Raw genomic sequence first — 25,576 nt, forward strand, 5'->3', positions numbered from 1 at the left:
CACAGCCCCAGCCGCACGTGGACGCGCACGCTCGCGTTCGCTCACACTCAGCAACGCGCGCAGAACCAGCACGCGGCGCCAGGATGCGGATAGTGCGCGGGCCAGGCGCGCGGACAGTAGGTCCGGTCGCGGGCGGGCATGCCTGGAGACGCGCGGCACGACTCCTCAGTTGGGCCGGCCGCGTGCAGGCGGGGCACGCCGGGCCGGGCGCGCATCGCGCGAGAGCCGGGTCACTGGCCTCGGACGACAGCGCGCCGCGCCGACCGCGCAGGGGCCGGCCGTTGGGGTCGCCTGGGGTCGGCGCGCCACTTCAGGTGGATGCGGGGCGGGCTCGTGCGGCGCGCGGGGGCGCCTGCCGGGTGGGCGCGGGATGCTTCGGGCGGGTGGGCGCGGGTGCCCGGGGCGGTTTGGGGCGGGGTCAGGCGCGTAGGGCCAGGAGGAGGTCCACTCGGTCGTCCAGGGACGAAAGGTCGCGGCCGGTGAGTTCCTCGATGCGGCGGATCCGGTAGCGCAGCGTGTTGACGTGGAGGTTCAGGCGACGGGCGCAGGCCGTCCAGGAACCGGAGCAGGCGAGGAACTGGGCGAGGGTGCCGAGCAGGTCGCTGCGGTAGCGGCGGTCGTAGGCGGTGATCGCGCCGAGCACCTGCTGGCGGAAGCCGCGGCGCGCCTCGGCGGGGAGGCGCGCCAGCAGCGCCTCATGGGACGCGGGGAGCGTCGCGCCCGCCGCGGACGTCTCGGCGTCCAGGCGCCGGACGACGATCGCCATCACCCGTGACAGCGTCGTCTGCGCCGGGACGGCCACGAGCGGGACCCCGTACCGCTCGCACGCCTCCACCAAGTCGTCGGGGACGGGCGCGGCCGCCTCCCCCGCGCCGAGCGCCGCGATCCCCCGCGCGGCGAGCGACGCGACGAACGGCACCGAGTCGTACGGGCCGCGCCGCCACATGAGCCCGGTGAGGACGAGTTCGCCGCCGTCCAGGTAACGGCTCGGGTCGGGCAGGTCCGTCACGAACACCTGGCGCACCGGACGGTCGAGCGCGGTCGCGCAGGCGAGCGGCCGGAGCGCCAGGTCGTCGTCCTGGAGCAGGTCAGCGGTCTTCACGGGAGGAACATACGAAACGTTTGTTCGGGCCATGTGCCCGGACGGTTACGGGTGGGAAACATGGGTGCTTTTGTCCTTTCATGCGCCGTCCCAGCGGGCACGGCGCATGTCCACGCGCCGGCCGTCGGGACGCAGCGGCGTGCCCTCGACGCGGTATTCCTCCAACGCGCGGACCTCATGCCCCGACGGCGGGGATCCGTCGGCGCGCAGCACCCGCCACCAGGGAACACCGCCGCCGAAATGGGCCATGACCCGTCCGACCTGCCGCGGCCCGCCGGTCCCGACCATCTCGGCGACGTCGCCGTACGCCATGACCTTGCCGGGCGGGATGCGCTCCACGGTGTCCAGCACGGCCTCGGCGTAGTCATCGGGGTCCATGCCGCCGATTGTCGCTCATCACCCTCCTCCCCGACCAAGCCCAACTCCGCCCTGTGGATAACCCGCCCCCACGCCGGACGATCTCGCCGTCCAGGCGGCGGGCGCACGGCTCGCGGCGTGCGCAGGCGGACGCCGGGACGGCCCTCAGTCCTCGGGCCACACCGTCTCGCGGCGTCGGCGAAGCAGAATCGGAATCGCGGCGAACATGCCGAGCGCGGCCAGCGCGGCGGTCGTGATCGTCGTGACGACCACGGCGGTGCTGCGGTGGACGACCATCACGGGCTCCGAGGATCCGGCGGCGAAATGCCTACCGGCGGGAAGGCCGAAGTCGGAGCCGTGATGGCCTGCCAACGCGTCGGACGCAACCAGCGCGGCGTACGCGTCCACCCGTCCGAACCCGACGCCGGTGTCGTAGCCGCGCTTCGGCCGGTGCTGCGTGCCGGTCGTGATCGCCTGCTCGACCAGCGCGGGCGCGAGGTGCGGGTGCCGAGCACGGATCAAGGCGGCCACACCCGACACGAACGCGGTGGCGGGACTGGTGCCGTCGCCGACCCAGTACTGCCCGCCCGGCCCCGCCCCGATGATCCGGACGCCGGGCGCCGAGACGACGACGGCCGAGTTGCGGTTGGAGAAGCCGGCGTGCCGCCCGTTCGCGTCCACGGCCGCCACCGAGATGACGCCGGGGAAGGACGCCGGATAGGTGAACTTCGTCGCCGCCCGCACCGAGCACCCCGACCGCTCCATCTCCTCAGCCCCGCTCAGCCGCACCGAACCGCTCGGGCGCGCGGCGCTGTGCGGCTGGACGGGGCTGGGGGCGCAGGCGGGGCGGGACGGGCCGGGCGTGCGCGTGTCCTCGCCGTTGTTGCCCGCCGCGGCGACCACGACCGTTCCGTGGGCGAGCGCGTAGGCGACGGCCTCGCGTTCGGCGCGGGTCGGGTAGGAGCGGCCGAGCGACAGGTTCAGGACGTCCGCGCCGTGGTCCACCGCGTAGCGGATGCCCGCGGCGATCGTGCCCGCGAAGCGCGGCTCGCGGGTGAAGACGGTGAAGCCCGGCTCGTCGCGCTCCAGGATCACGCGGACGGAGAGCAGCCGCGCCTCGGGGGCCACGCCCGTGACGCCGTCGGCGTCGCCCGGGCCGTGGCCGTGCCCGGCGATGATCGAGGCCATGTTCGTGCCGTGGACGCGGCGCGGCAGGGTGCCGGGCGGGTTCGCGCCCTCGGTGTAGTCGGGGCCTTGGGTGACGGAGCCTGCGAGGTCGGCCTGTGCGCCGTCCACACCGGAGTCGAGGACGGCCACCGTCACGCCCGCACCCCTCGTCAGCCGCCAGGCGCGCGGTACTCCGAGGGCGTCGAGGACGGGTGCCATCGCGTTGCGCACCTGGTCGGCGCGCACCGGACCCGCGACGCATGCGACGAGCAGCACGACCGCCGCGACGGCGCACCCGATGCCGCGCGCCGCCCGTCCCCGGCGCCTGCTTTCCATCCGTCGGCAGAAAGAGAACTCGCCGGCCGGGTGGCCGAGGGACCTGATTTCTATCGACCGACCGAAAGGGAGGCTTCGCGGCGGGCGCCCGGCGAGCGGAATTTCTTCCGGCCGAACGTTAGGAGCCGTCTTTGTCGGGAGACCGGCCGGGACAATTCCTGTCGGACGATCGGAAGGCAGAGCCTCTCTCGGTCGGCCGGTGGGAAAGGCGGCCGGGCGGCGCGGCGTCAGCATGAGAAATGCCTGTCGTCGCACGTCAGCGGGACGGGCCTGGTCAGCGGCGTGAGGATCCCCGACGCGAGCCGGCGCGTCAGCGTGATCAGGTCGGGCTGAGGATGCCCGCGGCGCGGGCGGCCGTCCGCGTAACCGGCCGTCGCCGCGACGACGTAAGGGCCGTCGTTACCGATGGCGGTGGTCTGCCGCGCCTTGTCCGTGAAATGTCCGGCCAGTGAGCCCGCGAACGTCAGCGCCCGGACGCCCAGGACCGCGCCGTGCGGCGTAAGGCTCTCGGCCGCGCGGCGGGCTCGCGCCGCGTCCGCCAGCACGACCACGCCGACCGTCACCCCCAGACCCTGCGACTGGTCCAGGTAGGTCGCGCGCAGGACGGCCCGGCAGCCCAGCGCGTCCAGCGCTTTGACCATCGCCGCGTCCACGCCGGACGCGCAGCCGGTGCCGGATGCGATGCCGAGGCGGCGCGCCGTCGCCCGCGCACCGTCCAACGTGTACGGAAGCGACGCGGGGAAGATGCGCCCGGCGGGCCACGTCCGGTACCGCGCGGCGATCTCCGCCGACCGCGCCGCGACGGCCTCGGCCCGCGTCGGCGACCGCGTCAGCTCGGCGGTCAGCCGCGCCACCGACAGCGCGAGCGCGACCGCGCACCCGACCGCGACGGCCACGACGAGCGCGGTCGGCGTCCGGCGCACGGCCCGCCCGGACGGCGGCGGCTCCACATCGGGAGCGGAGATCTCGGCGCGCGACACGAGCGGAGCGTAACGGACCTCATACCGGAGGGGAATCGCCCGGCGGCGGCGAATCCGCCAGCTAGCGCCGCAGGCGACCCGCCCCGCCCGGCGTCCACCGACCCGCCGTCCCCGGCGGAGACGGCTCAGCCGGGCCGCCGCCCGCGGAGAATCCGCCATCCCGGCGGAGGCGAATCCGCCGTGCGGGGTTAGTCAGCCGTGTCCGGCGGAGGACCTGCCCTGTCCGGCGTTTCCGGCGGGGAATCCGCTGTGTCCGGGGGCGGCGGGACGATCGTTTCCGGCGGGTCCGGAGGCAGGGGTCGCGGAGATGCTGTGCCGGGCAGGGAATCCGTCATGGTCGGCGGAGGGCCGGCCATGCCAGGTGGGGAAGCCGGGGGTGGGCCCGTCATGAAAGGTGCTGTGGCCGGACGCGGGTGACGCCGGAACAGCGTCAAGGCGATCAGGACTCCGGCCGCCGCGCCGCCCACTCCCCCGACGATCACGAAGACGATCAGCGGTTTCATCCAGGCCGGACGGTCGATGATCGCCACCGGGCCGGACGGGCCGCCGAAGCGCTCGGCCGCCCGCTTGCCGGTCTGGGGCGGGGAACCCGCGAGGCGCGCGGCGGCGGTCAGGGCGCGGGCGGCGCCCACCTCGCCATAGCCGACGTCGGGCGTGTAGCGTCCGCCGCCCTGCGCGCTCTGCACGAGGGCCTGCGCGACGAGCGCGGGCGCGAGCCCGCGGTGCTCCGAGCGGATCAGGGCGGCGATGCCGGACACGACGGCGCTCGCGTCGCTCGTCCCGGCGCTGACGAAGTAGGCCTTGCCCGGACCCGCGATCGTCAGGCCCTCGCCGGGCGCGGCGACGAGCGCGGAGTAGTTGCGGTTGGAGAACTCGGCGCGCGTCCGGCCCTCGGTCGTCGCCGCGACCGCGATCACGCCGGGGTAGGACGCCGGGTAGGAGTAGGGCGCGAAGCCGTCCTGGTCGAGGCCGCCGAGCTTGTCGCCGTCGTTGCCGACCGCCGACACGACCACGACGCCCTTGTTGATCGCGTAGGCGATCGCGGCGCGTTCGGCGGGGGCCTCGCCGGTCCGGCCGAGCGAGAGGTTGATCACGTCCGCGCCGTGGTCGGCGGCGTACCGGATGCCCTGCGCGACCGAGTTCCGGTCCGCCTCCGTCGACCGGTAGCGCGCGTATCCGGGGTCCTCCGGCTCGGCGAGGACGCGGATCGCGAGGATCTTGGCCTGCGGCGCCAGCCCGATCACGCCCGACCCGTTCCCAGGACCGTGCCCGTGGCCCGCGATGAGGGACGCCATGCCGGTGCCGTGCAGGCGTTTGGGCTTCGTTCCCCGGTCGGCGTCCTTGATCATGTCGGGGCCGGTGGTGACGGACCCGGCGAGGTCGGCGTGCAAGGGATCGACGCCGCTGTCCACGACGGCCACCGTGACTCCGGCGCCGCGCGTCGTCCGCCACGCCTTGTCCGCCTCGATGAGCCGCAGGAAGCCGTACTGCCGGTCGCGGATCCCGTCGGCGGACGCGGGAACCTGCGGCAGCAGGGCGAGAGCGGCGGCGAGGAATGCCGCGCCACGGACGAGACGCATCGTCAGCACCGCCAATCGGCGCCGCCGCACGACGGCAGCGGACGGGCCGCCAGCGTCCGCCCGATCTGCGCCGCGAGCTGCGGCGCGATACCGAACGGGTCGCCGGGCAGCGGCTTGGTGACCGTGCTCGCGGGACGTCCGTCGAACAGGCCGGAAGCGGTCAGCAGAAGGTACGGCCCCGCGCGGGTCGAGGTGCGGTTCATGCGGGACGCGTCGGTGAACGGCGCCGAGGACGTCCCCGGGAAGGCCGCCGCGCGCACCGCCGGGCCGATGCGCCCGTCACCGTCCCCGGACGACGCCTTCTGCAGCTCGCGGAACGCCCGGTCCGCCCCGGACGGGTCGGGGAACGCGACGACGGCGACGGTCGTCACGACGCCGCCCAGCGCGTCCGCGTAGGTGGCGCGCAGCGCGGCGCGGCAGCCGTTGGCGGTGAGCAGCGCGGCGATCTGCGCGTCCACGGCGTCCGGGCAACCGGTGTCGGGCAGGATCCCGAGCCGCCGCGCGGTCTCGCCGGGCCCGCCGCCGGGCTGGTAGGGCAGCGTGCCGGGGAAGATCCGGCCGGCGGGCCAGGCGGACCAGCGGCGGGCCACGTCCCGGTTCGCCGCGCGCTCCAACTCCGCCGCCGTCGGGTCGCGGTGCAGCGTCAGCCAGCCCGCCACCACGGAGACCCCGGCGGTCAGCAGCAGGCAGGACGCCACCGTGATCGCCGCGACCGCCCACTGGCGGGCCGTCAGGCCGAGCCGCGTCGGCGGGGGCGTCCACGGCGCGTCGGGGGGACGGGCCGGAAGCCGGGAGGAGGGGGGCAGGAACGCCACAACAGCCAAGATTAGCGATTGTTCCCGCCATCGCGGCCTTACCTCAGCGCCGGGGCCGCAGTCCCCGCCGGATCAAGGCGGCCTCCGCGTGGATGCGCGCCTCGGTGGCGAGCAGATCGGTCTCGGCCTTGTCGGTGCGCATCCGAGCCCTCGTCTCGCGCAGGCTGGGCGTGCGTTTGGTACGGCGTCTCCGGAACAGCATGACGGCTCCTCTCGTCGGACGCCTCGTCCCCGTTCCGGGACGGTCCATGCCCGTCCGGGCGTTGACATGCGTGTTCACAGCCCCAGGGCAGGCTTCGGGAATGCGCGAGCCGCATGGCAAGGTTGTGCGATGACAGGACGATGGCGTCCGCCCCCTTCGAGCGTCAGCACAGGAGCAGTCACCGTGTCGTTGCCACCTCTGGTCGAGCCCGCAGCGGAGCTCACCCGCGACGAGGTCAACCGTTACTCGCGCCATCTGATCATTCCGGACGTCGGGATGTCCGGGCAGAAGCGCCTGAAGAACGCCCGGGTCCTGTGCGTCGGCGCCGGCGGCCTCGGTTCCCCCGCGCTCATGTACCTGGCGGCGGCGGGCGTCGGGACGCTCGGGATCATCGACTTCGACGTCGTGGACGAGTCCAACCTCCAGCGGCAGATCATCCACCGGCAGTCCACGCTCGGGCTGCCGAAGGCCGAGTCGGCCGCCGCGACCGTCCGCGACATCAACCCGCTCATCGACGTGGTCGTCCACAACACGGCGCTGGACCGGGACAACGTCCTGGAGATTTTCTCCGGCTACGACCTCATCGTGGACGGCACCGACAACTTCGCCACCCGCTACATGGTGAACGACGCGGCCGTCCTGCTCGGCAAGCCGTACGTGTGGGGCTCGATCTACCGGTTCGACGGCCAGGCGTCGGTGTTCTGGGCCGAGCACGGCCCGTGCTACCGCTGCCTCTACCCCGAGCCGCCGCCGCCCGGCATGGTCCCGTCGTGCGCCGAGGGGGGCGTGCTCGGCGTGCTGTGCGCGTCCATCGGGTCGGTGCAGGTCAACGAGGCCATCAAGCTGCTCACCGGCATCGGCGAGCCGCTCGTCGGACGGCTGCTGATCTACGACGCCCTGGAGATGAGCTACCGCTCGGTGAAGGTCCGCAAGGACCCCGAGTGCCCGCTGTGCGGCAAGAACCCGACGCAGACCGAGCTGCTGGAGGACTACGACGCCTTCTGCGGCGCGGTGTCGGACGAGGCCGCCGAGGCCGCGAAGGACTCCACGATCTCCGTCCACGACCTCAAGGCGCTCCAGGACCGGGGCGAGGACATCTTCCTCGTGGACGTCCGGGAGCCCAACGAGTACGAGATCGTCTCCATCCCGGGGGCGACGCTCATCCCGAAGGGCGACTTCCTCAACGGGTCCGCGCTGGAGCGGCTGCCGCAGGACAAGAAGATCGTCCTGCACTGCAAGTCGGGCGTGCGGTCGGCGGAGGCGCTCGCGGTCGTGAAGAGCGCGGGCTTCTCCGACGCCGTCCACGTCGGCGGCGGCATCGTGGCCTGGGTCAACCAGATCGACCCGAGCCTGCCCAGCTACTGACACGCGCGACGGCGCCCCTCCCGGCGGAGGGGCGCCGTCCTCTTTTCACCGACTGCGGACGGCGTGCCGCAACCGCCAGGTGCCGGCGAGGCCGAGTCCGCTCAGCGCCACGCCCAGCGCCAGTCCGCCGGACGGTTCCTCGTTCAGCCCGAGCAGGCAGTACGTCAGCACGCCGCTGGAACTCGCCGTGGCGGCCAGGACGCCGGCCGCGCGCACACGCGTCCGGACGGCGGCGCGACGGCCGAACCCGGCCCGGGATGCGCGGGACGCTGCGTGGAGCGTGGCGCGGGTCGTAAGCGTCGCGACGGCGGCGAGGGTGAAGCCGAACGCGGTGGCGAGCTTGAGCAGGCGCGTCGGACGGTCCGCGAGGACGGCCTGCAACTCTTCTGTGCGGACGGCGGCCCGTTCCGCGTCGCGGTAGCGCGCGTGCGCCGACCACACGACGAGTCGCCGCGCGATCCACGGCGCGAGGTCGCCGCACTCCGCCGCCACGAGCCCCGCCGCGACGGCGCACACGAATTGCGCCGCCGTCACGTCGTGCCTCCGGTGGGACGTGGGCGGAAGAGGCGGCGGAACGTTGTTCCGGATGCGGGCCGGGGCGGGCGGGACGTCCGGTCGAGCGCGGCGGGACGGCGTTCGGCGAGCAGGGTCCGCGCGGCGGCGAGCCCGTCGGGGTTCAGCCGGTAGAAGCGGCGGCGCGGCCGGGACGGGTCCGGCGCCGCGTCCTCCCAGCGCGCCGCGACCCATCCGGCGTCCTCCAGCCGGTCCAGCACGCGGTAGACGGTCGGCCCGGCCCGCCGCGTCGTCTTCATGAGGTCCCAGCCGTGGACCTCGCCGTCCTGCCGGTAAACCTCGACCAGCGCTTCCAGCACGTCCAGGAGAGGCCCGGTGACCCGCTGCACTCCGCTCACCCGCTTAATGTACCTAGCTACATCAAGGTGGGTCCAGGTCGAGCCGCCACTCGCACACCCGCATCGAGGGGACGCGCGGATACAGGAAGTCCGTCTCGCCGAGCAGCGTGAACCCCGCCTTGCGGCACACCGCGTTCGACGCCGGATGGTCCACTGACGGGAACGCGTACAGGAAGCGGTGCCGCGCCACGGCCCCGAGCCGCGCGACGAGCGCCAGCGCCGCCGCCGTCGCGACGCCGCGCCCCTGGAAGGAGGGCAGGACGGTCCAGCCCGTCTCGTACCCGGGCTCGTCGCGCCAGGTCCGCTCCCAGTAGCCGATCGTCCCGATCCGCTCGCCGTCGGCCTCCACCGCGAACAGCTCCACGACGCCCGGCTCGGTGTACGACAGGTAGCGCTGATGGCGGCCGAAGACGTCCCACTCGCTCTCCGGGCCGCCCAGATGGTCGGTCATCTCCGGCGCGTTCAACCGCCGCAGCAGCTCGAAGTCGGCGTCGTGCCACCGGTCGAGCCGCACCGTCCGCAGGCCGTCCCCCATGCGGCCGACGCTAGCCGACGCCGCCGCGCGAGGCCGCGGGAACCGCCGCGCCGTCCTCAGCCCCGGGGCGGCGTGTACGGCACGTGCAGCATTTCGGCGAGGTCCTTCAAGGTCAGCTCGAAAAGGGGCTCGGCGTCGTCGAGAGCGAAATCGAGATGCCCGAAGACCTCCATGCTGATCACGCCCTCCAGCCGCACCCAGCAGTTCAAAAAGATTTGCAGGACGGCGAGCGGAAGGTCGATGCCGCGCGTCTCCCGGTAGCGCGCGAGCTGGACGCGCAGCGACGGGTCCAGCTCGTCGTCGGACGCCACCGGGAACGGGTGGTGCTCCCAGAGGTGCAGGAAGAGCTGCATGAACGTCATGGCGAACTGACGGCCGCACTCGTCGGCGATGTCGATCGGCCCTTCGTCGTCCAACGCGGGCGGCGGCGCGCCGAACAAGAGCGCGAACTCGCGCGGGTGGGCCAGGCACCATTCGCGGAAGACCCGGCCGACCGTGAGGAACTTGAGGCCGATCTCCCGGTTCGGGAGGGCGTCCATCCCCTTTTCCAGCTCTTCGGTGATCTCGCGGAACAGCGCGGCCACGAGATGGCGCAGCAGTTCACCGTGATTGCCGAAGTAGCGGTAGAGGCCGGGCGCGGTCATGCCCATGTCGCGGGCGATGGCCCGCAGCGTGACCGCCTCGACGCCGTCCGCGACCAGGATCCGCCGCGCCGTGCGGGTGATCTCGTCCACGGTCGCGGCGCGCTGCCGTTCCCGCCGGCTCTCCATCGCGCCCTCCTCCGCCGCTTGACGCCCTCACTGGAGCCATGCGATGTTAACACCGTTCACCAGTTAACACCGTTTACTAGAGCTAAGCAGTTTCACGGAGGGGCCCATGCTGGAACGCTGGGGACGACTACTGCACCGACGGCGACGGCCCGCACTCGTCCTGTCGGTGATCGCGCTGGTCATCGCCGCCGTCTGGGGCACCGGCGTGTTCGGCGCACTCAGCTCGGCCGGCGGGTTCACGACGCCGGGCAGCGAGAGCGCCGCCGCGGTCGACGCCGCCGAACGCGCGCTCGGCCGCGACGCCACGGACGTCGTCGTGCTCTACCGGGCGCCGCGGGGACGGACGATCGACGACCCGTCCGTCCGCGCCGCCATCGACCGGCAGCTCGGCGCGCTGCCCAAGGACCGGGTCGCGAGCGCCGGGACCTACTGGTCCACCCGCTCGCCCGCGCTGGTCAGCCACGACCGGACGGCCACCTACGCGGCCCTGCGCCTCGCGGGCGCCACCGACCAGGCCCGCTCGGACGCCTACGAGGCGGTGAAGCCGCGCCTGGAGCGCGCCGACGGCCTGACGGTGCGCCTCGGCGGCCCCGTCGCGACCGAAACGGCCGTCAACGACCGCGTCAGCGCCGACATCGGACGCGCGGAAGGCCTGTCCCTGCCGATCCTGCTGATCCTGCTCGTCGTGATCTTCGGCGGGCTGGTCGCCGCGAGCCTGCCGCTCGTCATCGGCGGCGTGGCGATCCTCGGCTCGTTCACCGCGCTGCACGTCCTCACCGCCGTCACCGACGTGTCGATCTTCGCGGTCAACATCACGACGTTCCTCGGCCTCGGCCTGGCGATCGACTACGGCCTGTTCATCGTGTCGAGGTTCCGGGAGGAACTGGACGGCCCCGACGGCGTCGAGGGCGCGCTCGGCCGCACGATGGCCACCGCCGGACGGACGGTCCTCGTCTCCGGCGTCACGGTCGCGGTCTCACTGGCCGGACTGACCCTGTTCCCGCAGATGTTCCTGCGGTCGATGGGCTTCGGCGGCGTCGCGACCGTCCTCGTGTGCGCGGCGGCGGCGCTGACCGTCCTGCCCGTCCTGCTGGCCCTGCTCGGACGCCGCGTCGACGCCCTCTCGTTCCGGCGGAGGAGGACCGAGCGCAAGCCCGAGGACCAGGGCCGCTGGTACCGGCTCGGACGCGGCGTCATGCGGCGTCCCGTCCTCGCGCTCGCCGGGATCGTGGTCGTCCTGCTGGCGCTCGGCTCGCCGCTGCTGCGCATCTCCTGGGGCGGGAACGACGCGCGCGTCCTGCCGGCGGGCGCGGAGACGCGCGTCGCCGCCGAGGCGCTGGACCGCGACTTCCCGGGCGGCGCGACGACGCCGATCCGCGTGATCGTCACCGGGATGCAGCGGCCGGGCGACGCGACCGGGTTCGCCGCGACGCTCGCCCGGATCCCGGGGGTCGCCGGGGCCGCCGTCGCCCGCGCCCGCGGGGGCGCCGCGGAGATCGACGTCCGGTACCCCGGCGACCCCGACTCCGGTACCGCCCGCCGGATCGTCGCCGACGTCCGGGCCGCCGCGCCGCCCCCCGGGGCGCGGGTGCTCGTCGGCGGCGAGACCGCCGAACTGGTGGACAGCCTCCACGCGCTCGGGTCGCGCCTGCCGTGGCTGGCGCTGACGGTCGGGCTCGCGACGTTCGTCCTGCTGTTCCTCGCGTTCGGATCGGTCGTGCTGCCGTTGAAGGCCATCCTGATGACCGCGCTGTCGCTGTCGGCGACGTTCGGGATCGTCGTGCAGATCTTCCAGGAGGGGACGCTCTCGGACGTCCTCGGCTTCACCGCGACCGGCATGCTCAACCCCGCGATGCCGATCCTCATGGTGGCGATGCTGTTCGGCCTCACGATGGACTATGAGGTGTTCCTGCTGTCCCGCGTCCGCGAACGGTACGACGCCACCGGGGACGTGGCGGCGTCCGTCGCGTCGGGCCTGCAACGCACCGGGCAGATCATCACCGGGGCCGCCGCGCTGTTCATCGTGGTGATGGGCGCGTTCTCCACGTCCGGGGTGTCGTTCATCAAGATGACCGGCGTCGGGATGGTCGTCGCCGTCGCGCTGGACGCCACGCTGGTGCGGATGCTGCTCGTCCCGGCGGCGATGCGGCTGCTCGGCCGCGTCAACTGGTGGTCGCCCGGCCCGCTCGCCCGGCTCTACCGCCGGTACGGCATCCGCGAGGAGGCCGCGCCGCCCGTCCTCGAACCGGCCGGTACGTGACCGCGAAATCACGGAAAGTGCTTGTGATCACCGGTCCGGCGACCGGAGGATGGGGACATCTCGGCGTCGGCCCCTGATCCCCGTGGCGGCGCGGTGCGGAGGGCATCCGCGCCGCCGCGGTCAGGACCGGTCAGGCCGTCTTCCTGCTCCGCGGCTTGGCCTTGGCCTTCTTCTCCGGGGCGGCCTCCTTGCGCGGGGCCGCCGGCTTCTTCTCCGCCCGGCTCTTCTTGGCCGCCTCGACGCTGGCCCGCAGCGCGCCGAGCAGGTCGGCGGCCGGCGCCTCCTCCTCGGGCGCGGCCGGACGGGTCACCTCGCGTCCCTCGACCTTGGCGTCGATGACGGCCTGGAGCGCCTCGCGGTAGGCGTCCTTGTACTCGCCCGGGTCGAAGTCGCCCTGCATCGACTCGATGAGCGAGGACGCCATCGTCAGCTCCTGCTTGCGGACCTCGATCTCCTCGTTCATGAACGGGAAGGACGGCGCGCGGACCTCGTCCGGCCACAGCATCGTCTCCAGCACGAACACGTTGTCGCGGACGCGCAGCGTCGCCAGCGACTCGCGCTGGCGCAGCGCCACCTTGACGATCGCGACCTGTCCGCTGCCCGCCAGCGCGTCGCGCAGCAGGACGTAGGGCTTGGCCCCCTGCTGGTCGGGCTCCAGGTAGTACGACTTGGCGAAGTAGATCGGGTCGACCTCGGCCGCCTCGACGAACTGCAGGACGTCGATGCGCCGGCTCGTGGACAGCGGCAGCTCGGCGAAGTCCTCGTCGGTGAGGACGACCATCTCGCCCCCGGGCAGCTCGAAGCCCTTGGCGATGTCGCCGTAGGAGACCTCCTCGCCGTCGAGCGTGCAGACCCGCTTGTAGCGGATGCGTCCCCCGTCGGTGCGGTGCACCTGGTGGAAGGAGACGTCGCGCTGCTCGGTGGCCGAGTACAGCTTCACCGGGATCGTGACCAGCCCGAACGAGATGGCGCCCTTCCAGATACTGCGCATGACCGACCCTTACCCGCAGGACAGTTCTCACTAGCGTCATGGCTAGATTCGTTTTGGCGTTCCGGCACCCTTCCGGCCTTTTTCCCGGAACCCCGGGCCGGGTAGGGAGCCGGTATGAGCTTGCCGTGGCCGATCCCGCCGATGACGGCCGTCACCGGGGACCTGCCCGCCGACGGCGCGCGCTGGGCCCTGGAGCTGAAGTGGGACGGCGTGCGGGTCCTCGCGCGCACCGCGGGCGGCGCCGTCCACGCCGTCGGACGGCGCGGGACCGAGGTGACCGGCCGCTACCCCGAGCTGTCCGGCCTCGCCGACCTGCTCGCCGGGCGCGACGCCGTGCTGGACGGCGAGGTCGTCGCGTTCGAGGAGGGCCGGCCGAGCTTCGGGCGCCTCCAGCACCGCATGCACGTCGAGCGTCCGCCGGCGCGGCTCGTCCGGGACGTGCCCGTCCGCTATGTCGTCTTCGACCTGCTGTCCCTGGACGGCCGGACGCTCCTGGACCTCCCCTACACCGAGCGCCGCGCCCATCTCGCCGGCCTCGACCTCGCCGCCAGCGGCCCGGTGGAGGTCCCGCCCTACCTCGACGGCTCCGACACCGGCCAGGTCAAGGAGCTGCTGGACTTCACGCTCGAACAGCGGCTGGAGGGCCTGCTCGCCAAGCGCCTCGACTCGCCCTACCGGCCGGGCCGCCGCGTCCCGGACTGGCGGAAGGTCAAGAACTTCCACACCCGCGAGGCCGTGGTCTGCGGCTGGAAGCCCGGCAAGGGCCGCCGCGAGGGCGGGGTCGGCTCGCTGCTGCTCGGCGAGTACGACGCCGACGGGCGCCTGGTCTTCCTCGGCCACGTCGGCACGGGGTTCACCGACCGCGTCCTGGACGACCTCGGCGCCCTGCTCGCCCCGCTCGCCCGTCCCGGCAGCCCGTTCGCCGAGCCGCTGCCGCGCGAGTTGACCCGCGACGCCCGCTGGGTCGAGCCGCGCCTGGTCGGGGACGTGGCGTACGGCGCGCTCACCGGGGAAGGACGGCTGCGGTTCCCCACGTGGCGGGGCCTGCGCGACGACAAGGACCCGCGGGAGGTGACCCATGAGCAGTCGTGAGCGGACGGGCGTGACCGTCGAAGGACGGGATCTCACCCTCTCCAACCTGGACAAGCCCCTCTTCCCCGACTTCACCAAGGGCGAGGTGATCGACTACTACGTCCGGGCGGCGCCGGTGCTGCTGCCGCACGTCCGGGCACGCGCGGCGACGCGGATCCGCTATCCGGACGGCGTGGACGGCCAGAAGTTCTTCGAGAAGAACGCGCCGTCCCACACGCCCGACTGGGTGCGGACGGTCACGATCGCGACGCCGGGCAGTTCGCGCGGCCGTGAATCGGTCGACTACGTCGTCGTGGACGACCTTCCGACGCTCGTCTGGTGCGCCAATCTCGCCGCGCTGGAACTGCACATCCCGCAATGGCGCGTCGGCCCGCGCGGCGCCCGCCGCGACCCCGACCTCATGGTGTTCGACCTGGACCCCGGCCCTCCCGCCGGCCTGCTCGACGCCTGCCGCGTGGCGCTCCTGCTCCGCGACCTGCTCGCCGAGGACGGCCTGGAACCGCTGGCCAAAACGAGCGGCAAAAAGGGAATGCACCTCTACGTGCCCGTCAAGGAGACGGGCAGGACGTCCGACTACGCCAAACGCGCCGCGCAGCGCCTGGAGAGCGAACACCCGGACCTGGTCGTCAGCAGAATGGAGAAGAAACTCCGGACCGGGAAGGTCTTCGTGGACTGGAGCCAGAACAACCCGGCGAAGACAACGGTCGCGCCCTACTCGCTGCGGGCGGCGGCGCACCCGTCGGTCTCGACGCCCGTCACCTGGGCCGAGGTGGAGGCCTGCGCGGACCCGTCCGACCTGGCCTTCACCCCGGACGAGGTCCTGGCCCGCGTCGAGAAGGACGGCGATCTGCTGGCCCCCCTGCTGGACGAACGCACGACCGCCCTCCCCTGAGCAAGGGGAACCTACGAGAGGGGAAGCCGATGAGCGAGAACAGCGGGATCGGTCCGGACGACGAGAAGCCCGAGGCGGACACCGCCGAGCAGCGGGCGGCGCTCCGGCCCGGCGAGGAGCCGCGCGTCTGGCCCGGGAACGTTCCGGACGAAGCGAACGAAGCGGATGTGTCCGAACAGGGCCACGAGATCCCGGACGACGAAGACGACTACCGCTGACCGGCGACACGCCCGTTCTGCGGCCTTCTCCTGCGGTTTCAGCCCCGGGAGCGATCGCACCCTGACACCATGACCTGGGCGTCGCTTGATGACCATGAGGTTACTGACGCGTAGGATAAGGACACAGTTTCCGCGACGGGCGCCCCTCCCGTCGCACTGAACCGGTGATCGGAGTGTGAGGTGGCCGCTACCCCGGACGCCCGCCCCCGTGGCACGAGGCTGCCGCGGCTGGCACGTCGCAGGCAGTTGCTCGGCGCGGCGCAGGAGGTGTTCGTCGCCCAGGGCTACCACGCCGCGGCGATGGACGAGATCGCCGAGCGGGCCGGGGTCAGCAAGCCGGTGCTCTACCAGCACTTCCCCGGCAAGCTGGAGCTGTACCTGGCGCTGCTGGACGAGCACGCCGAGTCGCTGGTGAAGACCGTCCGCGACGCGCTCGGGTCCACCTCCGACAACAAGCTGCGCGTGCAGGCGAGCATGCAGGCGTTCTACGACTTCGTGGCGGGCGAGGGCGAGGCGTACCGGCTGGTGTTCGAGTCGGACCTGCGCAACGTCGCCCCGGTCCGCGCCCGCGTCGACCGCGCCAACCAGCAGTGCGCCGAGATGATCGCCCAGGTGATCGTCGAGGACACCGGCTGCCCGCAGGACGAGGCGCACCTGCTCGGCATGGGCCTGGTCGGGATGGCCGAGGTCAGCGCGCGGTACTGGCTCGGCCAGCACCGTCCGATCCCGAAGGAGACCGCCGAGTCGATCATCGCGCGACTCGCCTGGCGCGGCATCTCGGGCTTCCCGCGCACGTCCTAGCGTTTCACTCCCGGCGAACCGGCCGGCGCGCGAACCGTCCGCCCGGCGTGCCACGATCGAAGCCGGGACGCCCGTCCGGGGCGGCCACAGGCGAGAGGGGGCGGCCGTGCAGGTGCGCATCGGCGTCCAGTACGTGGCGCGGGAACTCGTGGTCGACACGCCGCAGAGCGCGGCGGAGGTGGAACGCGCGCTCGCCGAGGCGCTGGCGGAGGAGAACGGCGTTCTCGTCCTGGCCGACCGCAAGGGCGGAAAGATCGTCGTACCCGCCCGGCGGCTGGGCTATCTGGAGTTCGGCGAGGATGAGGACCGCCGCGTCGGCTTCGGCGGCACCATCTGACCGCGACGTTTGAACTCCGCTGAGCGGGCACATCGTCATCTGACCGAACGGTCGCGCCGCCCGACGGCACGACCTGGAACGGAAGGGTGATCGACTCATGGTCCTGACGGTTCTCTGGTTCATTCTGGTGGGTGCCGTCATCGGTGCCCTGGCCCGTCTGATCGTGCCGGGCCGCAACCCCATCGGCATCCTGCTGACGATCCTCATCGGCATCGTCGGCGCGGTCCTCGGCGGCGTGGTCGCGCACGCGCTCGGCGCCGGATCGGTGATCGCGTTCGTGTTCTCGGTGGTGATCGCGGCGCTCGGGGTCGCGGGCATGACGTCCGCGCGCGGCGGCCGGATCGGCCGTTCGCACTAGCCCACGGCAGGCTTGAGGCCCCCGTCGTCCCCCGCGACGGGGGCCTCGCCGCGTCCGGGCACGAGCCCCCCGCAACTCCGCCGCGAAACGCCGTGGCCGCAACTGGCCAGAACCTCGATGAAACGGTAAAATCGCTTGTCAGATCGGGCCTGGTGCCCGGGCATGGAATACGGCGAAGGCGGGAACCGTTAGCACCAGTGATCGACCATTGGTGTAGTGAAACCGAGGTCGGTACACTGCGTCGCGGAGTGTGACCGCACGCAGCCACAGCGAGTGACTGCTTTCAACCCCTGACTGCGGTCGCCCAAGGAATGATCGACGGCTGGTCCCTCCCGCATGAGCGCGCGGACACGGGACGCGGACGACGGCCCGGAACCCGACCGGCGCCGCGACCCGCCCCCGTGGCGGACCCCTTCGGCCCGCCGCCCCGGCGCGGCCGGGGTACCACCGCGGCGCCGCGCACGGAGCGAGGACCCCGCACTATGGAGGCTGAAAGCCCTGACTACCTTTCGTGAACTCGGGGTCCGACCCGAGATAGCAGACGCCCTGGAGACCGAGGGCATCGTCAACGCGTTCCCGATCCAGGAACTGGCGCTGCCGATCGCCCTCGGCGGCCACGACATCATCGGCCAGGCCCGCACCGGCACCGGCAAGACCCTCGCCTTCGGCGTGGCCCTGCTCCAGCGGATCACCCACGGCGGCAAGCGGCCCCAGGCCCTCGTCGTCGCCCCGACCCGCGAGCTGGCCAGCCAGGTCACCGACGACCTGGTCGTCGCCGGCGGCAAGATCGGCACCCGCGTCCTCGCCGTCTACGGCGGACGCGCCTACGAGCCGCAGGTCGAGGCGCTGCGCGCGGGCGTCGACGTCGTCGTCGGCACCCCCGGCCGCCTGCTCGACCTGGTCAAGCAGAAGCACCTGGACCTCTCCGAGGTCGGCGTCCTCGTCCTGGACGAGGCCGACCGCATGCTCGACCTCGGGTTCCTCCCCGACATCGAGCGGATCATCGACCGCATCCCCGCCCAGCGGCAGACGATGCTGTTCTCGGCGACGATGCCGGGCGAGATCGTGTCGCTGTCGCGGCGCTACCTGACCCGTCCGACGAACGTCCGCGCCGAGTCCCACAGCGAGTCCGACGCGACCCCCCAGGTCGTGCAGCACGTGTGGCAGGCCCACCAGATGGACAAGCCCGAGATGCTCGCGCGCATCCTCCAGGCGGACGGCCGTGGGCTCACCATGGTCTTCTGCCAGACCAAGCGCGCGTGCGACCGGGTCGCGGGCGACCTGGCCCAGCGCGGGTTCGACGCGGCCGCCGTCCACGGCGACCTCGGGCAGAGTCAGCGCGAGCGGGCGCTGCGCGCGTTCCGCAACGGCAAGATCGACGTGCTGGTCGCGACGGACGTCGCCGCCCGCGGGCTCGACGTGGACGACGTCACGCACGTCGTCAACTACGAGTGCCCCGACAGCGCCGACACCTACGTCCACCGCATCGGCCGCACCGGCCGCGCGGGCAAGGAGGGCGTGGCGGTCACGCTCGTGGACTGGTCCGACCTGCAGCGCTGGAAGCTGATCAACGGGACGCTCGGGCTGCCGTTCGCGACGCCCGAGGAGACCTACTCCACGTCCGAGCACTTCTACGCGACGCTCGGCATCCCGTCCGGCACGACCGGAACGCTCCCGAAGGAGCAGCGCGGCGAACGCGCCGGGCTGGACGCCGAGGCGCTGGAGGACATCGGCGAGACGGGCCGCAACCGCAGCCAGGCCCCGCGCGAGCGGGAGCGGGAGCAGCCCGAGCCCGAGCGTCCGGCCAAGCCGCGGCGCAAGCGGAGCCGCTCCCGGACGCGTGCGGGCCAGCCCGTCGCCGAAGACGCGGTGGCCGAGACGTCCGCGCCCAGCGAGCCCGTAGCCGAGCCCGCGGCCGAGCCCGCGGCCGCCGCCCCGGCGGAGGCGCCGAAGCGGACCAGGCCCGCCCGCAAGCGGACCCGTGCCGCCAAGCCCGCCGCCGCACCGGCCGCCGAGGCCGCGTCGCAGCCCGCACAGCCCGCCGAGGCGTCCGGTGACACCGTGGTCACCGAGCGCACCCGGACCCGCCGCCGCACCCGCGCCGGCAAGTCCGCCGACCACGACCCGTACAACTCGTGAGGCCCGGCCCCGCCGTCGCGCGGGGCACGGTTCAACGCAGCGCCAGCGCGGTCCTCGGGCGGTCCGTCACGAGGACCGCCACCCGGGGATCGCGCAGGAAGCGCCTGATCAGGCGCTCGGCGTTGACCGTCCACAGCATGACCGGATAGCCCGCCCGCGCGCACTGGCGCAGCACGCCGACGCGCGCGAGGCGGTGGTTCAGCGCCACCATGTCGGCGCCGGACGTGCGGATCGCCCGCAGCGGCGCCAGATCGCCCGCAGCGCCCCGCTCCAGCATTCCCCGGCCCACCGACAGGGCCGTGGACGCGTCGGGGAACTCGTTCTTCACGCGCCGCAGGACGGCCGCGTCCCGGGTGGTGACGACGAACCGTCCCGGCCCGAAGATCTCCATCGCGAGCCCGACCGTCTCCTGCTCGACGCCCGGCTCCTTGAGGTCGAGATGCCCGCGTGCGCCCCGCGCGATGATCTCCATCGCGTCGGCGACGGCGGGCACCGGACGGGCCGCGACCTCCTCGATGCGCTCCCGGCTCAGCCGCCGCAGCGGCAGCCCGCCCACCACGGGATCATGGTGGACGACGAGACTCCCGTCCCCCGCCCGGCGCACGTCGATCTCGACGTACTCGGCGCCGGACGCGACGGCGTCGTGCAGCCCGGTCACGCCGGCGGCGTCCCGGCGGTGCGCGGAGATCTCCGGTAGCGGCCCCACGAACCGGACGTTACCACCGAAGGCCCGTGACCGGTGTTCTCGCCGTCGGGTTTAGTATGGTGGCGCTCTGTGAGCACGCCCCCGTTCCTGACCCTGCCCCCCGGCGTCCGCCGGACGTCCGTCGAGACCTCGCGCGGCACGTTCGCCGCGCTGGAGGCCCTGCCGGGGTCGGGGGTCGTCGAACGCGGCCTGGCCCTGCTCGTGCCCGGTTTCACCGGCAGCAAAGAGGACTTCATCGCCGTCCTGCAGACGCTCGCGGCGGCCGGCCGCCGCGTCCTCGCGATCGACCAGCGCGGCCAGCACGAGAGCCCCGGCTCGCCCGACGACCCGGCGGTGTACGCGCGGCCGGAGCTCGGCGCGGACATCGCCGCGATCGCCGAGACGCTCGGGCCCGAACCCCTCCACCTCGTCGGGCACTCGTTCGGCGGGCTGATCGTGCGGGAGGCGGTGCTGGCGGACGCCGTCCTGCCCGCCTCGCTGACACTGATGAGCTCGGGCCCCGCCGGGCTCGTCGGCCCGGCCGCCCGGCGCGCGGCGGCACTGCGGGACGCGATCCCCGAGATCGGCATGGAGCAGATCTGGACGCTCGCGATCGAGCCGGACGCGGTGGAGCGCGGCGTCCCGGCCGACATCATCGCGTTCCTGCGCCGGCGGACGCTCGCGAACTGCCCGACGGGCCTGCGCGCGATGGCCGACGGCCTGCTCACCGCCCCCGACCGGGTCGAGGAGCTGGCCAAGCGCGCCCGCGACGACGGGTTCGGCGTCCTCGTCCTGTACGGGGAGGACGACGACGTCTGGCAGCCGCGCATCCAGGCGGAGATGGCCGAGCAGCTCGACGCGACGCGGGTCGTGATCCCGAGCGCGGCCCACTCCCCCGCCGTGGACGCCCCCGAGACGACCGCCGCCGCCCTGACCACGTTCTGGAACGCCGCCGAGCGCCGCCTCCGCTGACCCGGGGGTGGGCCGCGGACGTCAGTAATGGCACACTTTCATCGGTTCGACCGATCAACCGATGCGGAGGCGTGCCGATGTCCGCGACCGTCCAGCCCCCCGAGAGCGTCACCTGGCGCGTCCACATCGACCGGTCGATGTGGGTCGGCGGCGTGCGGAGCCTCATGCTCCAGGCGCTGCACCCGCTCGCGATGTGGGGGGTCTGGCAGAACTCCACCTTCCAGGAGGACCCGTTCGGCCGGCTCCAGCGCACGGCGGACTTCGTCGGGACGGCCACGTTCGGCGCGCCGGCCGAGCTCGACGCGCTCGCCGCCCGCGTCCGGGGCATCCACCGCAGCCTGCGCATCCTCAACCACGACACCGGCAAGCGGGAGCGGCTGGACCAGCCCGAGTTGCTGCTCTGGGTGCACTGCGCGGAGGTCTACTCCTACCTGGAGGTCGCGCGGCGGTCCGGGCTGCCGCTGACGCCCGCGATGGCGGACCGGTACCTGGACGAGCAGCGCCGCACCGCCACCTACGTGGGCCTGCACGCCGAGGACGTGCCGGGCAGCGTCGCGGAGATGGAGGACTACTTCGCCGCCATGCGGCCCGTCCTGCGGGTGACCGAGGAGGCGGCGGCGACCGTCCGGTTCCTGCTGTGGCCGACGCTGCCGCCCGAACTGCGCTTCCTGAGCGCGGGCAAGCCGGGCTACTTCCCGTTCGGCGCCCTCTGCTACTACGCGCTGCCGGACTGGGCGCGCCGCATGTACGGCACCCTGCCGGAAGTCCCCCGGCCCGCCGTGACCGCCGCGCTGCGCTCCTTCCGGACGGCGCTCAGCACGGTGCCCGAACGCGTCCACGACCGCGCCTTCGCCAAGCCGACCCGCGCGATGCTGGACGGCGCCCGGCAGCGCCTCGCCGCCGAGGGCTACGACCTCGCCCGCGGCCTCTACGGCCTGCGCGACCCCCGCCGCTGGCCCGTCCCCGCCTGACCGTCCCCGGGAGCGTGTTCCCGTCGACGGTCGCGCACGTGCGTTGACCGGGCGACGGCGCGCGTGCGCCGGGTGATCTAGGAGACGGCGGCCCAGGGGTCTTTGGCCGGGGCGGCGGCGCGGCCTTCGGGGCAGTGGCGGGCGAAGTCGCACCAAGCGCACAGGGTGCCCGGACGGGGCGGGAAAAGCTCGTCGTGCGGCGCGTGGTCGATCGGCGCGGTACCGGAACGCGGTTTCGGAACACGGTTCCGGTAGGCGGTGTCGGCGGCCTCGGCCTCGGCGGCGATCGACTCGGCGCGGCGGAGCTGGCGGTCCAGGGAGGCGTCCGAGTGCTCCCAGGCGGCGACCTCGCCGGTCGGCAGATGGTGCAGCTCGACCGTCCGGCACGGGCGGCGCAGCACCCGCGACGCCGCCACCGCGTACAGCGCGAGGGCCAGCGACCCGCGCGCGTCGTCGGAGGTCAGCGGGCGGCGGCCCGTCTTGTAGTCCACGACGGCCAGTTCGTCGCCGCGCGCGTCCAGCCGGTCGATGCGGCCCGAGACGGCGATGCGGTCGGTGCGGGTCGCGACCGTCCGCTCCACGCCGAGCGGTTCGGCCGCCGGGTCGAGCCCGGACGCGTACCGTTCCACCATCTCCCGCGCCCGCTCCCGCTGCTGCGCCGACTGCTCGGCGTCGCGGAAGCCGTCGGTCAGCCAGCCGCGCGCCAGCAGCGTCCCGGCGGCGGCCGGGGTCCGGTCCGGCTCCGGCAGCCGCCACCAGCCCGCGAGCGCGTTGTGAACGCTGGCCCCGAGGCTGTTGTGCGCCCACGGCGGCCCCTTGGGCGGCGCCGGACGGTCCAGATACGTCATCCGGTACCGGCGCGGGCAGTCCAGCCAGGTGTTGAGCCGGGACGGCGTGCAGGCGTAGAGCCGGCGCGGCATCCCCTCGAAGCCGAGCTGCTCGCCGCTCACCGCGCGCTCAGTCGTCCTCGCCGCCGAGCGCGCCCCAGGTGTCCCAGCGCGCGTCCTCTTCGCCGACCGTGGTCTCCTCGCCCTGGCCGGGCAGGACCCGCAGGTCCTTCGGCAGCGGGGTGAGCAGCGCGCCGATCGAGTTGAGCTGCTTGCGCAGGTCGTCGAAGACGCCGCCGACCGAGCCCGGACGGCCCCGGTGCAGCGTGTCGCCGGAGAACAGCACGCCGAGCTGCTCGCTGATCACGCTGACGCTGCCGGGCGTGTGGCCGGGCGTGTGCACGATCTCGAGCTGCGCGTCGGCGATCTCGAAGACGCCGCCGTCCTCCAGCCAGATGTCGGGCTCGACCGACCGCAGCGCCTTGGCGTCGTCCTCGTCCTCCTCGGACTTGGCGAGGCGGCCGAAGTAGTCGCGCCACAGCAGCCGGTCGGAGCGGTGCAGGGCGATGGGGGCCCAGTCGTCCTCGTCCTCCTCGCCGGCGGCGGCGACCTCCAGCGCGGTGGCGAGGTGGTGCTCGTTGCCGTCGGTGAGGATGACGGCCATGACCTCGCGGTCGCCGACCGCCTTGAGGACCGCCTCGGCGTCGAATCCCGGGTCGATCACGATGACCTCGTCGTCGTCGCCGACGAGGTAGGTGTTGTTCTCGACGTCGTGTTCGGTGTCCTCGACGGCGGTCGTCCCCGACGTCACCACCTGATCAATGCGCGCGTCCACGCCCCGCACCCTACCGCGCGGCGGTGACGGGCGTTACAGCGCCGGACGTCGCGGCGACGAGCGCGGCGTAGGCGGCGGGGTCGGTGGTCTCCGCGCCGAGCCGGTCGCCGGTCATCGCGCCGTGGTCGTCGCTGGACCCGGTGACGACGAGCCCGAGCGCGCGGGCGGCGGCGCGCAGCGGCTCGCGTTCGGCGGCGTCCTGCTCGGGATGGTCGACCTCGACGCCCGTCAGCCCGGCCGCGGCCAGTTCCTCGATCAGCTCGTCGCGGTAGTCGTAGCCGTAGCGGCGGGCGCGGGGGTGGGCGAGGACGGCCGCGCCGCCCGCGCCCCGGACGAGCCGGACGGCCGTCGCCGGGTCCAGCGCGTACCGGTCGACGTGGGCGCGGCCCCCCTCGCCGATCCAGTCGGGGGTGAACGCCTCCTCCACGGTGGCGACGGCGCCCGCCGCGACCAGCGCCCGCGCGATGTGCGGCCGTCCGATCGCGGCGCTTCCGGCCTGCGCGAGGACGTCCTCGAACGTCAGGTCGGCGCCGAGTTCGACGAGCTTGTCCACCATCGCCTGCGCCCGGACGGTCCGGTCGTCGCGGACGCGGTCCAGCTCGGCGGTGAGCGCGGCGTCGGACGGGTCGAAGAGGTAGGCGAGCAGGTGGACGACGCGTCCGTCCCGGTGGCACGACAGCTCCGCGCCGCGCACGAGCGTCAGGCCGGGCGGCAGGGCGGCGACCGCCGCGTCCCACCCGGCGGTCGTGTCGTGGTCGGTGAGCGCGAGGACGTCCAGTCCGGCGGCGACGGCCCGCGCCACCACTTCGGCGGGCGGGCGGGTGCCGTCGGAGACGTCGCTGTGGCTGTGCAGGTCGATGCGCCGGGGGTCCATGCGTCATTCATAGCAATCCCGGCCTGCTGCGCTCGTGCGAGTGCCGCATCGCTTCGCGATCTTCCCGCCCGGGGCGCGCGACGGCCGAGCGCTCCTCATGGCCGAACGGCGACGCGGGAGCTGAGCGGGCCGTAGGGGAGGTCGACGGCGAGGCCGGGTTCGCGGAGGTCGAGCAGGCCCGTCGCCTCCATGAGCAGGACGCCCGCCTCGGCGGGCCACAGCACCGCCCACAGCCAGTCGCCGAGCGCCTCGCCGACGAACGCGGCGCGGCCGGGGCCGGACGGGACGGCCCACAGCGGCACCGCGAGGCCGCAGGACGCGCGCGGACCGCCGACGGCGAGCTTGGCGTGCGGCGCGGCGCTGTCGAACCCGGCGCCGGGGTCGGGGCCGGGCAGCCCGGCGAGGTGGGCGCCGAGCCCGATGCCGGGTTCCTCGGCGACCAGGACGAGGTCGGCGCGTCCGCGCAGCAGGCCGGGGGCCGACAGGGCGACGGCGACGGCGCGCGTCCCGGTGCCGGCGTCGCCGACCGACGCGAAGCCGGTGACGAGCCAGCCGGACGGCAGCGGCCACGGCACCCAGACCGGGACGCGCGTGTCGAGCAGGACGGCGGCCAGTTCGTCCGGGCCGGGGACGTTCGCGGGCCGCCACGGGAGCACCGCGCCGTGCGTCGCGCAGGTCCGGTCGGCGTGCAGCGCCCCGAAGCAGCGTGGGCATGCCTCCATGACTCCTCACCCTGCGCCGGGGGGCCGGCGGACGTCAACGCGTGGACCTGCAAAAACCTGGTCATCCTTCCGCCACAATGAGGTTCATGCGCGTGCGGTGCGTGGGGGCGGTCGTCCGGGACGACGCGGGGCGGATCCTGCTGGTGCGGCGCGGCCGTCCGCCGTCGGCCGGGTCGTGGTCGGTGCCGGGCGGACGCGTCGAGCCCGGCGAGGACGACGCGGCGGCCGTCGTGCGCGAGCTGCGCGAGGAGACCGGCCTGGACGTCGTGCCGGGCGCGCTGCTCGGCACGGTGGACCGTCCGGGGCCGGGCTGCGTCTACGAGATCCACGACTACGCGGCGACGGTCGCGGGCGGGGCGCTGCGGGCGGGGGACGACGCGGACGACGTCCGGTTCGTCCCGGTCGCGGAGCTGGACGGGCTGCCGCTCGTGCCGGGGCTGGTGGCCGCGCTCGTGTCGTTCGGCGTCCTCTAGGATCTTCGC

Annotated in this window: 28 protein-coding genes; 12 read left to right on the forward strand and 16 right to left on the reverse strand. The window is 73.6% G+C overall.

Annotated features, from left to right (window positions below; translation table 11 throughout):
• Nucleotides 1–418: 418 nt before the first annotated feature.
• The 6 genes from BTM25_RS17400 to BTM25_RS17425 form a co-directional block, all read right to left on the reverse strand.
• Complete coding sequence (locus BTM25_RS17400) at nt 419–1,102, reverse strand: PucR family transcriptional regulator (RefSeq protein WP_235828453.1); 684 nt, start codon at nt 1,100–1,102, stop codon at nt 419–421.
• A 78-nt stretch (nt 1,103–1,180) separates the two neighbouring features.
• Nucleotides 1,181–1,480, reverse strand: a complete 300-nt coding sequence (locus BTM25_RS17405; RefSeq protein ID WP_103563918.1) for an MGMT family protein — start codon at nt 1,478–1,480, stop codon at nt 1,181–1,183.
• A gap of 144 nt (nt 1,481–1,624) precedes the next feature.
• Nucleotides 1,625–2,962, reverse strand: coding sequence for a S8 family serine peptidase (locus BTM25_RS17410; protein ID WP_235828454.1), 1,338 nt, complete (start codon nt 2,960–2,962; stop codon nt 1,625–1,627).
• Nucleotides 2,963–3,189: 227 nt separating this feature from the next.
• On the reverse strand, nt 3,190–3,942 hold the full coding sequence (locus BTM25_RS17415; RefSeq protein ID WP_103563919.1) for a hypothetical protein: 753 nt from the start codon (nt 3,940–3,942) through the stop codon (nt 3,190–3,192).
• A 188-nt stretch (nt 3,943–4,130) separates the two neighbouring features.
• Nucleotides 4,131–5,522: a S8 family serine peptidase gene (locus tag BTM25_RS17420; protein WP_205648131.1), complete on the reverse strand. Its 1,392-nt coding sequence runs from the start codon at nt 5,520–5,522 to the stop codon at nt 4,131–4,133.
• 2 nt (nt 5,523–5,524) lie between these two features.
• Complete coding sequence (locus tag BTM25_RS17425) at nt 5,525–6,346, reverse strand: hypothetical protein (protein ID WP_146059069.1); 822 nt, start codon at nt 6,344–6,346, stop codon at nt 5,525–5,527.
• Nucleotides 6,347–6,722: 376 nt separating this feature from the next.
• Between BTM25_RS17425 and moeZ the strand changes: the two genes are divergently transcribed.
• Nucleotides 6,723–7,904 (forward strand): adenylyltransferase/sulfurtransferase MoeZ, encoded by a 1,182-nt coding sequence (moeZ, locus tag BTM25_RS17430; protein WP_103563921.1) that lies wholly within the window; start codon nt 6,723–6,725, stop codon nt 7,902–7,904.
• A gap of 45 nt (nt 7,905–7,949) precedes the next feature.
• On the opposite strand, the gene BTM25_RS17435 is transcribed toward moeZ, so the two are convergent.
• From BTM25_RS17435 to BTM25_RS17450, 4 genes are read right to left on the reverse strand one after another with little or no spacing between them, the layout of a single operon-like run.
• On the reverse strand, nt 7,950–8,438 hold the full coding sequence (locus tag BTM25_RS17435; RefSeq protein WP_103563922.1) for a hypothetical protein: 489 nt from the start codon (nt 8,436–8,438) through the stop codon (nt 7,950–7,952).
• Nucleotides 8,435–8,815: a PadR family transcriptional regulator gene (locus tag BTM25_RS17440; protein WP_103563923.1), complete on the reverse strand. Its 381-nt coding sequence runs from the start codon at nt 8,813–8,815 to the stop codon at nt 8,435–8,437. Before BTM25_RS17440 ends, BTM25_RS17435 begins: the two co-directional genes overlap by 4 nt.
• A 22-nt stretch (nt 8,816–8,837) precedes the next feature.
• The gene (locus tag BTM25_RS17445; RefSeq protein ID WP_103563924.1) at nt 8,838–9,350 is read right to left on the reverse strand and encodes a GNAT family N-acetyltransferase; all 513 of its coding nucleotides are present in this window, start codon (nt 9,348–9,350) and stop codon (nt 8,838–8,840) included.
• Between the two features lie 56 nt (nt 9,351–9,406).
• Nucleotides 9,407–10,120, reverse strand: a complete 714-nt coding sequence (locus BTM25_RS17450) for a TetR/AcrR family transcriptional regulator (protein WP_103563925.1) — start codon at nt 10,118–10,120, stop codon at nt 9,407–9,409.
• A 106-nt stretch (nt 10,121–10,226) separates the two neighbouring features.
• Here BTM25_RS17450 and BTM25_RS17455 point away from each other — a divergent pair, with 106 nt between their 5' ends.
• Complete coding sequence (locus BTM25_RS17455) at nt 10,227–12,380, forward strand: MMPL family transporter (RefSeq protein WP_103563926.1); 2,154 nt, start codon at nt 10,227–10,229, stop codon at nt 12,378–12,380.
• Between the two features lie 130 nt (nt 12,381–12,510).
• Here BTM25_RS17455 and ku read toward each other — a convergent pair whose 3' ends face one another.
• Entirely contained in the window at nt 12,511–13,371 is an 861-nt protein-coding gene (ku, locus tag BTM25_RS17460; RefSeq protein ID WP_103563927.1) for a non-homologous end joining protein Ku, read from the reverse strand.
• 114 nt (nt 13,372–13,485) lie between these two features.
• Between ku and ligD (BTM25_RS17465) the strand changes: the two genes are divergently transcribed.
• The 7 genes from ligD (BTM25_RS17465) to BTM25_RS17495 all read left to right on the forward strand — a co-directional run bounded on the left by ligD (BTM25_RS17465) (nt 13,486) and on the right by BTM25_RS17495 (nt 19,208).
• Nucleotides 13,486–14,463 (forward strand): non-homologous end-joining DNA ligase, encoded by a 978-nt coding sequence (gene ligD, locus BTM25_RS17465; protein ID WP_103563928.1) that lies wholly within the window; start codon nt 13,486–13,488, stop codon nt 14,461–14,463.
• On the forward strand, nt 14,450–15,355 hold the full coding sequence (ligD, locus tag BTM25_RS17470) for a non-homologous end-joining DNA ligase (protein WP_103563929.1): 906 nt from the start codon (nt 14,450–14,452) through the stop codon (nt 15,353–15,355). The genes ligD (BTM25_RS17465) and ligD (BTM25_RS17470) overlap by 14 nt, the downstream gene beginning before the upstream one ends.
• Nucleotides 15,356–15,384: 29 nt before the next feature.
• A complete protein-coding gene (locus tag BTM25_RS17475; RefSeq protein ID WP_103563930.1) occupies nt 15,385–15,573 on the forward strand; it encodes a hypothetical protein in 189 nt (62 codons plus the stop codon).
• A gap of 180 nt (nt 15,574–15,753) precedes the next feature.
• Entirely contained in the window at nt 15,754–16,374 is a 621-nt protein-coding gene (locus BTM25_RS17480) for a TetR/AcrR family transcriptional regulator (RefSeq protein ID WP_103563931.1), read from the forward strand.
• A gap of 106 nt (nt 16,375–16,480) precedes the next feature.
• The gene (locus tag BTM25_RS17485; protein WP_103563932.1) at nt 16,481–16,711 is read left to right on the forward strand and encodes a DUF3107 domain-containing protein; all 231 of its coding nucleotides are present in this window, start codon (nt 16,481–16,483) and stop codon (nt 16,709–16,711) included.
• A 97-nt stretch (nt 16,712–16,808) separates the two neighbouring features.
• Nucleotides 16,809–17,069: a GlsB/YeaQ/YmgE family stress response membrane protein gene (locus tag BTM25_RS17490; RefSeq protein ID WP_103563933.1), complete on the forward strand. Its 261-nt coding sequence runs from the start codon at nt 16,809–16,811 to the stop codon at nt 17,067–17,069.
• A 336-nt stretch (nt 17,070–17,405) separates the two neighbouring features.
• On the forward strand, nt 17,406–19,208 hold the full coding sequence (locus BTM25_RS17495; RefSeq protein WP_235828455.1) for a DEAD/DEAH box helicase: 1,803 nt from the start codon (nt 17,406–17,408) through the stop codon (nt 19,206–19,208).
• A 31-nt stretch (nt 19,209–19,239) separates the two neighbouring features.
• Here BTM25_RS17495 and BTM25_RS17500 read toward each other — a convergent pair whose 3' ends face one another.
• Nucleotides 19,240–19,914, reverse strand: a complete 675-nt coding sequence (locus tag BTM25_RS17500) for a glycerophosphodiester phosphodiesterase (protein ID WP_103563934.1) — start codon at nt 19,912–19,914, stop codon at nt 19,240–19,242.
• A gap of 69 nt (nt 19,915–19,983) precedes the next feature.
• Here BTM25_RS17500 and BTM25_RS17505 point away from each other — a divergent pair, with 69 nt between their 5' ends.
• Together BTM25_RS17505 and BTM25_RS17510 are read left to right on the forward strand one after the other, a co-directional pair.
• The gene (locus BTM25_RS17505) at nt 19,984–20,865 is read left to right on the forward strand and encodes an alpha/beta fold hydrolase (RefSeq protein ID WP_103563935.1); all 882 of its coding nucleotides are present in this window, start codon (nt 19,984–19,986) and stop codon (nt 20,863–20,865) included.
• A gap of 77 nt (nt 20,866–20,942) precedes the next feature.
• On the forward strand, nt 20,943–21,836 hold the full coding sequence (locus BTM25_RS17510) for an oxygenase MpaB family protein (RefSeq protein WP_103563936.1): 894 nt from the start codon (nt 20,943–20,945) through the stop codon (nt 21,834–21,836).
• A 77-nt stretch (nt 21,837–21,913) separates the two neighbouring features.
• Here BTM25_RS17510 and BTM25_RS17515 read toward each other — a convergent pair whose 3' ends face one another.
• The 4 genes from BTM25_RS17515 to BTM25_RS17530 form a co-directional block, all read right to left on the reverse strand.
• A complete protein-coding gene (locus BTM25_RS17515) occupies nt 21,914–22,786 on the reverse strand; it encodes a RecB family exonuclease (RefSeq protein ID WP_235828456.1) in 873 nt (290 codons plus the stop codon).
• 7 nt (nt 22,787–22,793) lie between these two features.
• Nucleotides 22,794–23,498, reverse strand: coding sequence for an MBL fold metallo-hydrolase (locus tag BTM25_RS17520; protein ID WP_103564698.1), 705 nt, complete (start codon nt 23,496–23,498; stop codon nt 22,794–22,796).
• Between the two features lie 10 nt (nt 23,499–23,508).
• Nucleotides 23,509–24,372 carry a PHP domain-containing protein gene (locus BTM25_RS17525; RefSeq protein ID WP_103563937.1) on the reverse strand — a complete coding sequence of 288 codons (864 nt, stop codon included), beginning with the start codon at nt 24,370–24,372 and terminating at the stop codon, nt 23,509–23,511.
• A 95-nt stretch (nt 24,373–24,467) separates the two neighbouring features.
• Nucleotides 24,468–25,094 carry a DUF6758 family protein gene (locus BTM25_RS17530; protein ID WP_103563938.1) on the reverse strand — a complete coding sequence of 209 codons (627 nt, stop codon included), beginning with the start codon at nt 25,092–25,094 and terminating at the stop codon, nt 24,468–24,470.
• Between the two features lie 86 nt (nt 25,095–25,180).
• Here BTM25_RS17530 and BTM25_RS17535 point away from each other — a divergent pair, with 86 nt between their 5' ends.
• Complete coding sequence (locus BTM25_RS17535; protein WP_103563939.1) at nt 25,181–25,567, forward strand: NUDIX hydrolase; 387 nt, start codon at nt 25,181–25,183, stop codon at nt 25,565–25,567.
• Nucleotides 25,568–25,576 lie beyond the last annotated feature (9 nt).

Source organism: Actinomadura rubteroloni, from assembly GCF_002911665.1.
GTDB lineage: Bacteria > Actinomycetota > Actinomycetes > Streptosporangiales > Streptosporangiaceae > Spirillospora > Spirillospora rubteroloni.

What these genes read in the sequence shown, in the direction of transcription:
- BTM25_RS17525 (WP_103563937.1), bottom strand. Translation starts at nt 24,372, where the DNA reads ATGGACCCCCGGCGCATCGACCTGCACAGCCACAGCGACGTCTCCGAC.
- BTM25_RS17410 (WP_235828454.1), bottom strand. Translation starts at nt 2,962, where the DNA reads ATGGAAAGCAGGCGCCGGGGACGGGCGGCGCGCGGCATCGGGTGCGCC.
- BTM25_RS17495 (WP_235828455.1), top strand. Translation starts at nt 17,406, where the DNA reads ATGAGCGCGCGGACACGGGACGCGGACGACGGCCCGGAACCCGACCGG.
- ligD (WP_103563928.1), top strand. Translation starts at nt 13,486, where the DNA reads ATGAGCTTGCCGTGGCCGATCCCGCCGATGACGGCCGTCACCGGGGAC.
- BTM25_RS17530 (WP_103563938.1), bottom strand. Translation starts at nt 25,094, where the DNA reads ATGGAGGCATGCCCACGCTGCTTCGGGGCGCTGCACGCCGACCGGACC.
- BTM25_RS17445 (WP_103563924.1), bottom strand. Translation starts at nt 9,350, where the DNA reads ATGGGGGACGGCCTGCGGACGGTGCGGCTCGACCGGTGGCACGACGCC.
- BTM25_RS17405 (WP_103563918.1), bottom strand. Translation starts at nt 1,480, where the DNA reads ATGGACCCCGATGACTACGCCGAGGCCGTGCTGGACACCGTGGAGCGC.
- BTM25_RS17510 (WP_103563936.1), top strand. Translation starts at nt 20,943, where the DNA reads ATGTCCGCGACCGTCCAGCCCCCCGAGAGCGTCACCTGGCGCGTCCAC.
- BTM25_RS17475 (WP_103563930.1), top strand. Translation starts at nt 15,385, where the DNA reads ATGAGCGAGAACAGCGGGATCGGTCCGGACGACGAGAAGCCCGAGGCG.
- BTM25_RS17535 (WP_103563939.1), top strand. Translation starts at nt 25,181, where the DNA reads ATGCGCGTGCGGTGCGTGGGGGCGGTCGTCCGGGACGACGCGGGGCGG.
- BTM25_RS17455 (WP_103563926.1), top strand. Translation starts at nt 10,227, where the DNA reads ATGCTGGAACGCTGGGGACGACTACTGCACCGACGGCGACGGCCCGCA.
- ku (WP_103563927.1), bottom strand. Translation starts at nt 13,371, where the DNA reads ATGCGCAGTATCTGGAAGGGCGCCATCTCGTTCGGGCTGGTCACGATC.
- ligD (WP_103563929.1), top strand. Translation starts at nt 14,450, where the DNA reads ATGAGCAGTCGTGAGCGGACGGGCGTGACCGTCGAAGGACGGGATCTC.
- BTM25_RS17420 (WP_205648131.1), bottom strand. Translation starts at nt 5,522, where the DNA reads ATGCGTCTCGTCCGTGGCGCGGCATTCCTCGCCGCCGCTCTCGCCCTG.
- BTM25_RS17490 (WP_103563933.1), top strand. Translation starts at nt 16,809, where the DNA reads ATGGTCCTGACGGTTCTCTGGTTCATTCTGGTGGGTGCCGTCATCGGT.
- BTM25_RS17450 (WP_103563925.1), bottom strand. Translation starts at nt 10,120, where the DNA reads ATGGAGAGCCGGCGGGAACGGCAGCGCGCCGCGACCGTGGACGAGATC.